The following is an 11,901-nucleotide window of genomic DNA, read 5'->3' on the forward strand; positions in this document are numbered from 1 at the left end:
CGCCCGTGCGACCGGACCGCCTCCGACGGAGTGGCGTACTACCGGCGCAGGCACACGAATTCGGCGTGGGTGGGGGTGGGCGCGGAGGTGGAGACGACGGTGAGCCCGGCCCGCTCCAGCATGCCCTCAATGATCCAGGCGTGCGTGGAGAACTCCTCGCGGATGTGCGTCTCGAAGTCCGCGCGGGTGAAGCCCTCGCCCTCCGCCCGGCCGGCGGTGTCGATCCAGTGCTGCACGTGCGTCTCCGCGGCGGCCGGCTCGAAGGTGAAGATGACGTCCCACAGGTAGAAGGTGCCGCCGGGCCGGAGCATCGAAGCCGCGTTGAGGAGCGCCTGCTGCTTCCAGAAGTCCGGGAGTTGATGGAGGGCGGAGCGGGTGGTGACCACGTCCGCGGGACCGCCGTGATGGGCGTAGTCCAGGAAGCCGGCCCTGTGCCACCGGGGTGCGACGCCCGCCCGTTCGGCCCGGGTCCGGGCGAAGGCGAGCATCTCCTCGGAGACGTCGACGCCGTGCGCCTCCGCGCGGCGCCGCGCGGCCTGCACGACCAGCGAGCCCGTGCCGCAGGCCAGGTCGACGAGGCGGGAGCCCCCGGTGACTCCGAGGCGGTCGAGGAGCGCGTCGTCCGCGTCGGGGTCGGTGCCCTGTTTGCCGTCGTACGCGGCGACCGCCGCCCGGCTGCCCAGGTCGACGCCGACCGGCGTGTACTCGGGGAAGGACCAGGCGGGCCGGGGACGGGTGCTGTCGCTTCGTCGCATGCCCCTTTTGTAGGCTCGCGCCCGGTGTTCGGCAACAGCGCCCCGCGCACCGGGAGCACGACGACGCCCCCGCGACCGGCGCCGGTTCCTCCGGGCCGGTCACCCGAAGACGGCGGACGGCCGAAGACGGCGGACGGCCGTGCCGCCGCGCCAGGACCGGCGGAGCCGGTGCCCTGTCGCCCGGCCTCCCCCGCGGACCGGCCGCGGTCGTCCCTCCGGGGCACCGGCGATGTCACCGCCCCGGCCGGCCGGACCGGGGGACGACCGCGGCGCGGGCCCGCGCGTCCCCGGACTCCGGGCTCCGTCAGTGCGCCTGGTCCATGCGCGGGGGCGCCGTGCTCTCCCGCATGACGAGGCGCGTCGGTACGAGCGTGGTGCCGCGTTCCGGTACATCCAGGTGCATTTGCCGTAGAACGCCCGCGACGCATCGGCGCCCCACCTCGGCGAAGTCCTGGTGCACCGTGGTGAGGGGCGGCAGGAAGGACCCGGACTCGGGGATGTCGTCGAAACCGATCACGCTGACGTCGTCGGGGACGTACCGGCCCTGCTCGTGGAGTGCCCTCAGCAGGCCGAGCGCCATCTGGTCGTTGGCCGCGAACACCGCCGTGCAGTCCGGCCGGTCGGCAAGCACGAGACCCGCCCGGTACCCCGACTCGGCGGACCAGTCGCCCCGTACGAGCGGCGGCGCCTCGCGGCCCGCTTCGACGAGTTCGGCCCGCCAGGCGTCGGTCCGGCGCTGCGCCGCGAACGACTCCTCGGGGCCGGCCAGGTGCCACACCGTACGGTGCCCGAGGTCGAGGAGGTGCCGCACGGCGGCCCGGGACCCGCCGGCCTGGTCGGTGTCGACCACGGTGTAGCTGTCCCCCGCGTCCGAGTCGGCCACGACGACCTGGACGTGCGGCGGCAGGGAGATGGTCACCGCGTCGAGCAGGTGCACCTCCATGATGACGATGACGGCGTCGACGGCGAGTTCACCCAGCCGCGAGAACGCGCCGCGCACCTCGTCCTGGGTGGGGACGGCGACCGGCAGCAGCGTGACGGCGTAGCCCTCCTGCGCCGCGGACGTCGCGATCGCCTCCAGGGTGCGGACGTTGCCGGTGCTGGAGAGGCCGAAGGTGATGACCCCTATCGTGCGGAACTCCCCGCGCTTGAGGGCGCGGGCCGCACTGTTCGGCCGGTACCCCAACTCCCGCATCGCCTCCAGGACTTGCTGCCTGGTCTCCTCGTTCACGCCCGCGTAGCCGTTGGAGACCCGCGAGACCGTCTGCGAGGAGACGCCGGCGAGCCGGGCGACGTCCGCCATGGACGCGCTCTGCGCGTGGCGGGCGCCACGCTTCCTGGTGCGCGCCGGCCCCTGCGGCGTGCTCGCCGACGTGCTGTCCGCTGTGTCCACCCGTCTCCCTCACCGCCCGGGCCGCATGTTTCCGCAAACGACCCTTGACCACCGCCAACGGGGCAGTGTAGACATGCCGCCATCAGATGTTTACGTAAACATAACAGCACGCAGCTTCTTGCGGGGCTCGGTGTTTACGCAAACATCGCGGCGGCGTCTGCCGCCGGTTCCGGGATGGACGAGCGAGGAACGACATGACGACGCTGCAACAGCCGGCGACCGCCGAACGGCGCCCGGCACGGCCGCCCGGCCGAGGGAACCGCCGCTCCTGGACGGGGTGGGGATTCATCGGCCCGTTCGTGGCCGTGTTCGCCCTCGTCTTCCTGGCCCCGATCGTGTACTCGATCTATCTCAGCCTGTTCCGGGACCAGTTGATCGGCGGCAACACCTTCGTCGGCGCGGACAACTACACCCAGGCGCTCCAGGACGAGCAGTTCTGGGCCTCGCTCGGCAGGGTCTCGCTCTTCCTCGCCGTGCAGGTACCGATCATGCTCGGCATCGCCCTGCTGATCGCCCTGGCGCTGGACAGCGGACGCCTCTACGGCAGGGACTTCTTCCGCATCGCGATCTTCCTGCCGTACGCCGTGCCCGCCGTGGTGGCCACCCTGATGTGGGGCTTCATGTACGGCACGCGGTTCGGCCTCGTGGGGGACATCAACGAGGCCTTCGGCGTCACCCTGCCCGACCCGCTCTCGACCGACCTGGTGCTCGCCTCCATCGGCAACATCGTCACCTGGGAGTTCGTCGGCTACAACATGCTGATCTTCTACGCCGCGCTGCGCGTCATCCCCCACTCCCTCTACGAGGCGGCGGAGATCGACGGGGCCGGACAGATCCGCGTCATCACCGCCATCAAACTCCCCGCGATCCGCGGCGCGCTGGTCATCGCGACGATCTTCTCGATCATCGGCAGCTTCCAGCTCTTCAACGAGCCCAGCATCCTGCGTCCGCTGGCGCGCAACGCCATCACGACGGACTACACGCCGAACTTCTACACGTACTCGCTGTCCTTCAACGGCCAGCAACACAACTACTCCGCGGCGGTCGCCATCATCATGGGGCTGATCACCATGGTCATCGCGTATGTCGTGCAGCTCCGCGGCATGCGCAAGGGAGCGTGACCTGATGAGCAGCACGAGCAGTCCCGCCACCACCGCCTCTCCGTCCCCCTCCGCCGCCGCCCCGCCCGCCGACGCGGCACCCGGCGCGCCCCGGCTGCGCACCCGGCGACGGCAGCACAGTCCCGGCCGGCCCCGGCGCAGCGTGCTGCTCACCGTGCTGACCGGCCTGGTCCTCGTGTACACGCTGGTGCCCCTCGTGTGGCTGCTCATCAGCGCCACCAAGACCCAGCAGGGGCTGGCCGATTCGTCCGGCCTGTGGTTCGCCGACGAGTTCGCCCTCTGGGACAACATCAGCCAGACGTTCACGTACAACGACGGCATCTTCACCCGCTGGCTCCTCAACACCCTGCTCTACGTGGTCCTCGGGGCCGGCGGAGCGACCTTCCTGGCGATCCTGGGCGGGTACGCGCTGGCGAAGTTCGACTTCCCCGGGAAGCGGGGGGTGTTCGCCGTGGTCATCGGCGCCGTCGCCGTGCCCGGTACGGCCCTCGCGGTGCCCACCTTCCTGATGTTCAGCAAGATGGGGCTCACGGACACCCCGTGGGCGGTGATCATCCCCTCGCTCGTCTCGCCCTTCGGCCTGTACCTGATGTGGGTGTTCGCCACCGAGGCCATCCCCACCGAACTGCTGGAAGCCGCCCGCATCGACGGCGCCGGCGAGGTGCGCACCTTCTTCCAGGTCGCCCTGCCGCTGCTCGCCCCCGGCATCGTCACCGTGCTGCTGTTCACCACGGTCGCGACCTGGAACAACTACTTCCTGCCGCTCATCATGCTCAAGGACCCGGACTGGTACCCCCTGACCCTGGGTCTGAGCGCATGGAACTCGCAGGCGGAGACCATCGGCGGCGACGTGATCTTCAATCTGGTGATCACCGGTTCGCTGCTCACCATCGTGCCGCTGATCGTCGCGTTCCTCCTGCTCCAGAAGTACTGGCAGTCGGGGCTCGCGGCCGGAAGCGTCAAGGAATAGCTCCTCACCCAAGGTCCCACCCTCTCCGCATCACCACTTTCACCCTCTCCCTGTCCAGCCCACGAAGAAGTGGAAGCACCTCCATGCGCAGAACCACCAGCCGCCTGCTGCGCGGCATCGCCCTCGTCTCCACCATCGCCCTCGGCGCCACCGCCTGCGGCTCCGGCGACGACGGCGACAGCAAGAAGCCGGTCTCCTCCGGAGACGTCAAGGCCGCACTGGAGAAGGGCGGCACGATCAAGGTCTGGGCGTGGGAGCCCACGCTGAAGACGGTCGCCGCCGACTTCGAGAAGAAGTACCCGAAGGTCAAGGTCGAGCTGGTCGGCGAGCGGTCGGGCGACAAGCACTACACCGCTCTGTCGAACGCCATATCGGCCAAGAAGGGCGTCCCGGACGTCGCGCAGGTCGAGTACTTCGCGCTCGGGCAGTACTCCCTCACCAAGGGACTCACCGACCTGGCCCCGTTCGGCGCGGACAAGCTCGCCGACAAGTACACCCCCGGCCCGTGGAACGCCGTGAGCGACGGTGACGCCGTGTACGGCCTGCCCATGGACTCCGGCCCCATGGCCCTCTTCTACAACAAGAAGGTCTTCGACAAGTACAAGGTCGAGGTGCCCACCACCTGGGACGAGTACGTCGAGGCGGCCCGCAAGCTGCACAAGGCCGACCCCAAGGTGTACATCGCCAACGACGCGGGCGACGCCGGCTTCACCACCAGCATGCTGTGGCAGGCCGGTTCGCGTCCCTACAAGGTCGACGGCACCAAGGTGAAGGTCGACTTCGCCGACGCGGGCGCCAAGAAGTACACCGACACCTGGCAGAAGCTCGTCGACGAGAAGCTCCTCGCACCGATCAACGGCTGGACCGACGACTGGTACAAGGGCCTGGGCGACGGCAGCATCGCCACCCTGGCCACCGGCGCGTGGATGCCCGCCAACTTCGTGACCGGTGTGCCGAACGCCGCCGGTGACTGGCGGGCGGCGCCGATGCCGGCGTGGACCGCGGGCGACAAGGCCAGCGCGGAGAACGGCGGCAGCTCCCTCGCGCTGCCCGAGCTGGGCGAGAACGAGGAACTGGCGTACGCCTTCGTCGAGTACGCGAACTCCGGTGCCGGTGTGCAGAGCCGCGTCAAGGAGGGCGCCTTCCCGGCGACCACCGCGGAGCTGGAGTCCGACGCCTTCCGCAACACCGAGTTCGAGTACTTCGGCGGCCAGAAGGCCAACGAGATCTTCGCCGACTCCGCCGCCAACGTGGCCGACGACTGGTCGTACCTGCCCTTCCAGCAGTACGCCAACTCGATCTTCAACGACACCGTGGGCAAGGCGTACGTCTCCGACACCAAGCTGACCGACGGCCTGAAGAACTGGCAGGACGCGTCCGTCAAGTACGGCAAGGAGCAGGGCTTCACCGTCGAGTAACCGGGGTTCGCCCCGTACCGCCCCGCGCACCACACCGGAAGGACCACCATGATCTCCACCCTCCTGACCCCGCAGAACGGGCCGGGCGGTGACCCCGCGCCACGCCTCGCGTACGGCGCCGACTACAACCCCGAGCAGTGGCCTCGTGAGGTGTGGGAGGAGGACGTACGGCTGATGCGCGAGGCCGGCGTCAACCTGGTCTCCGTGGGGATCTTCTCCTGGGCCCGCATCCAGCCGGCCCGGGACGAGTGGGACTTCGGCTGGCTGGACGAGGTCATGGACCTGCTGCACGCGGGCGGCATCGGGGTCGACCTGGCCACCGCCACCGCGTCCCCGCCCCCCTGGCTCACCACGGCGCACCCGGAGATCCTTCCGGTGACCGCCTCCGGTGAGACGGTGTGGCCGGGGGCGCGGCAGCACTGGCGCCCCACCTCGCCCGTCTTCCGCGACCACGCCCTGCGGCTGGTACGGAAGATGGCGGAGCGCTACGCGGGCCATCCCGCGCTCGTGGCCTGGCACATCTCCAACGAGCTGGGCTGCCACAACATCTACGACTACTCGGACGACGCGGCCGGGGCCTTCCGCGACTGGCTGCGCGCCCGGTACACGACTCTGGACTCCCTCAACCACGCCTGGGGGACGGCTTTCTGGTCCCAGCGCTACAGCGACTGGCAGCAGATACTGCCGCCCCGGCTGGCCGCCTCCCACCCCAACCCGACCCAGCAGCTGGACTTCAAGCGGTTCTCGTCCGACGCGCTCAAGGAGTACCTGTGCGCGGAGCGTGACGTGCTGCGGGAGGTCACACCCGATGTGCCGGTCACCACGAACTTCATGGTGATGGGCGGCACCAAGGGCATGAACTACCCGGACTGGGCGGGCGAGATCGACTTCGTCTCCAACGACCACTACGTCCACCCCGGCCCCCAGGACCGCGACGAGCTGTCCTTCTCCGCCAACCTCACCAGCGGCATCGCGGACGGCCTGCCGTGGTTCCTGATGGAGCACTCCACCAGCGCCGTCAACTGGCAGGCCGTCAACGTGGCCAAGCGGCCCGGCGACCTCGCCCGCGACTCGCTGCTGCACGTCGCCCACGGCGCCGACGCCGTGTGCTTCTTCCAGTGGCGCCAGTCGGCGGCCGGCGCCGAGAAGTACCACTCCGCGATGGTCCCGCACGCCGGCGCCGACAGCGAGGTCTTCCGCGCGGTGGCCGCCCTCGGGGACACCCTCCGTGAGCTGGCACCCGTCGCGGGCTCCGAGCGCGAGCCGGCGAAGGTGGGAATCGTCTACGACTGGGACTCCTGGTGGGCGAGCGAGCAGGACTCCCACCCGACCTCCCTGCTCGACTACCGCCAGGAGGCGCTGGACTGGTACTCCGCCCTCCTGTCCCTCGGCGTCCGGGCCGACATCGTGACCACCCGGACCGATCTGGACCGGTACGACCTCCTCGTCGCACCCGTGCTGCACGTGGTACCCGCGCCGCTGGCCAAGGAGCTGGCACGGTACGTCGAGACCGGCGGACACCTGGTCACCACGTACTTCTCCGGAGTCGTCGACGAGAACGACCACATCTGGCTCGGCGGCCACCCGGGGGCCCTGCGCGACCTGCTGGGCATCCGCATCGATGAGTTCGGCCCCCTGCTCGACGGCGAGACGGTCCGCCTCGAAGGCGCCGGCACGGACACCGGAACCGGCAGCCTGTGGACCGACCGGATCACCGTCACCGACCCCTCGACCGAGGTGCTCGCGAGCTACCGCACCGGCACCTACGCCGGGATGCCGGCTGTCACCCGCCGCCCCGCGGGCCGTGGTTCGGCCGCGTACGTCTCGACCCGGCTCGGAGCGGCCGGACTTGCCGGACTGCTGCCCGAACTGCTGGCCGGCGCGGGTGTGGAGAGCGAACTGCCGCCCTCCGCCCGCGGCCGCGTCGAGCAGGCCGTCCGCCACCACGGCGACACCCGCTACGTGTTCCTCGTCAACCGGACCGACGAGCCGGTCCCGCTGCCCGGAGTCACCGGGGAGCTCCTGACCGGCGGGACCGGCACCGAGGACGGCCTCGTCCTGGAACCCAGGGGTGTGGCGGTCCTGCGCCAGAGCGCGCACTGACTCCCCCGAACGGCACCGCGTCCGTTCGCGGGGCGACGACCGTCCTGCCCTCCGGGGCAGGACGGACCACCGAAGCGACCACACACCTGAGTGGGGAGCACACGATGGAACGCCGCACCCGCACACGCACACGACGGCTCCTGGGAGCCGTCGGCATCACCGCCCTGGCCACCACGGCCGCCCTGGTCACCGCTCCACCGCCCGACGCACGGGCGCAGGCACGAGCGGCGGCCGGGGCGCCGTCCGTCACGGTCGTCCCCGACCCCTCGTACGACCAGCAGGAGTTCGAGGGCTGGGGCACCAGCCTGGCCTGGTTCGCCAACGCCACCGGCGACCACCCGCCGGAGATCCGGGAGAAGCTGGCCGACCTCCTCTTCGGCGACGACGGGCTCGCGCTGAACATCGCCCGCTACAACATCGGCGGCGGCAACGCCCCGGACGTCCGGGACTACCTGCGGGCGGGCGGGGCCGTCGAGGGCTGGTGGAAGGCACCGCGGGGCACCACCCGCGAGGACACCGACTGGTGGAGCGCCGGGGACCGGGCCGACTGGAACCCGCGCGCCGACGCCACCCAGCGCTGGTGGGTGGACCGGATCAAGGACGACGTCGACCACTGGGAGACGTTCAGCAACTCACCACCCTGGTTCATGACCGCCGGCGGCTACGTCTCCGGCGGCTTCGACGCGAACACCGACCAGCTCAAGGCGGACTCGGTCGACGACTTCGCCGCCTACCTGGCGGGCACCACCAGGCGGCTGGAGAAGGCCCACCGCATCGAGGTCGACACCGTCGCCCCGTTCAACGAGCCCAACACGAACTACTGGAGCACCCGGCTCGGCCCCGACGGCGAACCGGTCGGGGGCCGTCAGGAGGGCGCCCACATCGGCCCCGAGCTCCAGCAGAAGGTGCTCCGCGCGCTCGCCCCCGCGCTCCGCAAGGCCCGTACCGGGGCCGGGATCTCCGCCATGGACGAGACCAACCCCGGGATCTTCGCGCAGAACTGGGGCACCTACCCGCAGGAGGTGCGCGACCTCGTCGACCGGATGAACGTCCACACCTACGGCACCGGCGCACGGACCACCGTGCGCGACCTGGCCAAGGCGGACGGCAAGCCCCTGTGGATGAGCGAGGTCGAGGGCGACTGGGGCGACGGCCAGAGCTTCACGGACATGCGGCCCGGCCTGGGCCTCGCCCAGCGGATCGTCGACGACCTGCGCGAACTGGAGCCCACCGCCTGGGTGTTCTGGCAGCCCGTCGAGGACTACGACAACATGAGGCCGGGCGGCGAGTCCGCCAAGGGCGGCAACTGGGGAAGCATCCAGCTCCCGTTCGGCTGCACCTCCCGGGACACCCTGGAGACCTGCCCGGTCCGCACGAACACGAAGTTCGACACGGCCCGCAACTTCACGCACCACATCAGGCCCGGCGACCGGCTCATCGGGACGGACGACACCGCGAGCGCCGCCGCCGTCTCCGGGAAGGGCCGCGGGGCGACCGTCGTCCACGTCAACAGCACCGCCGAGGCCCGCACGGTGACGGTCGACCTGTCGAAGTTCGGGCGCGTCGACCGCGACGCCACCGTGACACCCGTGGTGACCAGCGCCGGGGGCAGCCTCGACCGCCGGACCCCCGTGCGGGTCGCCGACCGCAGGGCATCCTTCACCGTGCCCGCCCAGTCGGTCACCTCCTTCCTCGTCGAGGGCGTCTCCGGCGTCGCCCGGGACGGGGCGACACTGCGCGAGGGCCGCACCTACCGGCTGACGGGCGTGCAGAGCGGCAAGGACCTCACGGTCGCCGACGACGGCACGAACCTGGTCATCGAGTCCGCGGGCGCGGACGCGACGGGCCGGGACTGGACGCTGCGCCGGATCAGCGGTGACACCGGAAACCGGCAGCGGTACGTGTTCACCGACTCCTCGGCGGACAGGCACCTGTCGGTCCGTGACGGCGTACCCGTGGCGGAGGCCGGCACCGGTTCCCGCGACAGGGCCGCCCAGTGGACCATGTCGACCACCGGCGACGGCACCTGGACCCTGGTGAACGCCGCCACCGGCCGGCTCCTGGAGGTCGGCGGCCAGGCCACCCACGAGGGCGCGGCCGTGACGCTGTGGACACCCAACTCCGGCTCCAACCAGCGCTGGAGGGTGACCGATGTGACCCCGGCGAGCGGCGCCGCCGACGCCCCACGGGGCGCGGGCAACCCGTAACCGCCGTGCGCCGCCGCGGTGTCCGCCGTTCCCCCGAGGGGCGGTCACCGCGGCGGCACACCCGCACCCGCCGACCCCACGGGCGGTCAGAACCCGGCCTCCGCGGCAGTCGCGTGAACATCCGTTCCCTACGATGGCCCGGTGACCATGGAGACCGCTGAGCCGGAGCAGGTGGGTGCCGGCACCCCCACGGAGGCAGAGCCCCGTCCCTGGACGGAGCGGATGAGCCGGTTCGGCCACCGGGCGCGCCCGCGGAGAGACGCCCGCGACCTGCTGGTACCGCCCTTCCCCGAGCCCCGTACCTGGGCCGGGGAGGCCCTCGGACTCGGTCCGGCCGCGGCACTGCGCTGGTCCCGGGCGATGGGCTGGATCGGCCCCCTGCTGGTCGCGCTCCTCGCGGGGATGCTGCGCTTCTGGCAGCTCGGCCGGCCCCGTGCGCTCGTGTTCGACGAGACGTACTACGCCAAGGACGCCTGGTCCCTGCTCAGGCTGGGCTACGAGGGGACGTGGCCCGACCGCAAGGTGGCGGACCCGCAACTCCTCGCGGACCCCCAGGTCGTGCCGCTCTCCGACGCGGGGAGCTTCGTCGCCCACCCGCCGGCGGGCAAGTGGGTGATCGCCGCCGGGGAGTGGATGTTCGGCCTGAACCCGTTCGGCTGGCGCTTCATGACGGCGGTGCTGGGGACCCTGTCGGTGCTCATGCTGTGCCGAATAGGCCGCCGGCTGTTCCGCTCGACGGCGCTCGGCTGCCTCGCCGGACTGCTGATGGCCGTGGACGGCCTGCACTTCGTGATGAGCCGCGTCGCGCTCCTCGACCTGATCGTCATGTTCTTCGTGCTGGCGGCCTTCGGGTGCCTGCTGGTCGACCGCGACCGGGCGCGGGCCCGCCTCGCGGCGGCGCTGCCGGTGGGCGGGGACGGGTTCGCGGGCCCGGACCGCGACACGGCGGAGCGCACGGGCACCGGACCGCGCCCCTGGCGCGTCGCGGCCGGCGCGTTCCTCGGGCTGGCGGCCGCCTGCAAGTGGAACGGCCTGTACTTCCTGGCCTTCTTCATGGTGCTGACCCTGCTGTGGGACGTGGGCGCCCGCCGTCTCGCCGGCACGCACCGCCCCTACCGCGCGGTGCTCCGCAAGGACCTCGGCCCCTCGGTGGCGTCCGTCGTGCCGGTCGCGCTGGTCGTCTACCTGGTGTCCTGGTCGGGCTGGTTCCTGACCGACAAGGGGTACGGGCGGCACTGGGCCGACGACCGGGGCGGGCCCTGGTCGTGGGTGCCGGCCCCGCTGCGCAGCCTGTGGCACTACGAGTCGGGTGTCTACGACTTCAACGTGGGGCTGCACTCACCTCATCCGTACGAGTCCAACCCGTGGAGCTGGCCGGTCCTCGGGCGGCCGGTGGTGTTCCACTACGAGGCCCCGGAGTACGGCAGCGACGGCTGCGGCACCGTGGCCGGCTGCTCCCAGGAGGTCGTCGCCCTGGGCACGCCGCTGCTGTGGTGGGTGGCGTGCCTCGCGCTCGGCTACCTGCTGTTCCGGTGGGCGCTGCGCCGGGACTGGCGGGCGGGGGCCGTGCTGTGCGGGGTGGCCGCCGGATACCTGCCGTGGTTCCACTACCAGGACCGGACGATCTTCTCGTTCTACGCCGTCGTCTTCGTCCCGTACCTGTGCCTGGCCGTCGCCATGGCGGCCGGGGCGCTGATCGGGCCGCCGGGCACGCGGGAGCGGCGGCGGACCACCGGCCTGGTGGTGGCCGGATGCGTGGTCCTGCTGATCGTCTGGAACTTCGTCCACTTCTTCCCGCTGTACACGGGCATCACCCTCCCGTACTCCTCCTGGCACTCCCGCATGTGGTTCGACACCTGGGTCTGAGGACGGGGCCGCGGACTCCGGCGGTGACGCGGGCAGCCGGCCCGCGGAGCGACAGCGTCGCTCCGCGG

At 71.3% G+C, this 11,901-nt stretch carries 8 protein-coding genes; 6 read left to right on the forward strand and 2 right to left on the reverse strand.

What is annotated here, in order from left to right; genetic code table 11:
* Window positions 1-38: 38 nt before the first annotated feature.
* Complete coding sequence (locus IE265_RS29560; protein WP_190038789.1) at window positions 39-755, reverse strand: class I SAM-dependent methyltransferase; 717 nt, start codon at window positions 753-755, stop codon at window positions 39-41.
* Between the two features lie 304 nt (window positions 756-1,059).
* Window positions 1,060-2,148, reverse strand: coding sequence for a LacI family DNA-binding transcriptional regulator (locus IE265_RS29565; RefSeq protein WP_190038790.1), 1,089 nt, complete (start codon window positions 2,146-2,148; stop codon window positions 1,060-1,062).
* 194 nt (window positions 2,149-2,342) lie between these two features.
* Here IE265_RS29565 and IE265_RS29570 point away from each other — a divergent pair, with 194 nt between their 5' ends.
* The 6 genes from IE265_RS29570 (at window position 2,343) to IE265_RS29595 (ending at window position 11,833) form a co-directional block, all read left to right on the forward strand.
* Window positions 2,343-3,269 (forward strand): carbohydrate ABC transporter permease, encoded by a 927-nt coding sequence (locus IE265_RS29570; protein ID WP_190038791.1) that lies wholly within the window; start codon window positions 2,343-2,345, stop codon window positions 3,267-3,269.
* A 4-nt stretch (window positions 3,270-3,273) separates the two neighbouring features.
* On the forward strand, window positions 3,274-4,239 hold the full coding sequence (locus tag IE265_RS29575; RefSeq protein WP_190038792.1) for a carbohydrate ABC transporter permease: 966 nt from the start codon (window positions 3,274-3,276) through the stop codon (window positions 4,237-4,239).
* Window positions 4,240-4,322: 83 nt separating this feature from the next.
* Entirely contained in the window at window positions 4,323-5,657 is a 1,335-nt protein-coding gene (locus IE265_RS29580) for an ABC transporter substrate-binding protein (protein ID WP_190038793.1), read from the forward strand.
* A 48-nt stretch (window positions 5,658-5,705) separates the two neighbouring features.
* Window positions 5,706-7,760: a beta-galactosidase gene (locus IE265_RS29585; protein ID WP_190038794.1), complete on the forward strand. Its 2,055-nt coding sequence runs from the start codon at window positions 5,706-5,708 to the stop codon at window positions 7,758-7,760.
* 104 nt (window positions 7,761-7,864) lie between these two features.
* On the forward strand, window positions 7,865-9,967 hold the full coding sequence (locus IE265_RS29590) for a glycoside hydrolase (RefSeq protein WP_190038795.1): 2,103 nt from the start codon (window positions 7,865-7,867) through the stop codon (window positions 9,965-9,967).
* A gap of 147 nt (window positions 9,968-10,114) precedes the next feature.
* Window positions 10,115-11,833 carry a dolichyl-phosphate-mannose--protein mannosyltransferase gene (locus tag IE265_RS29595; protein ID WP_190038843.1) on the forward strand — a complete coding sequence of 573 codons (1,719 nt, stop codon included), beginning with the start codon at window positions 10,115-10,117 and terminating at the stop codon, window positions 11,831-11,833.
* Window positions 11,834-11,901 lie beyond the last annotated feature (68 nt).

Origin of the sequence: Streptomyces fructofermentans (assembly GCF_014651055.1) — a bacterium.
In the GTDB taxonomy this organism is placed as follows: domain Bacteria; phylum Actinomycetota; class Actinomycetes; order Streptomycetales; family Streptomycetaceae; genus Streptomyces; species Streptomyces fructofermentans.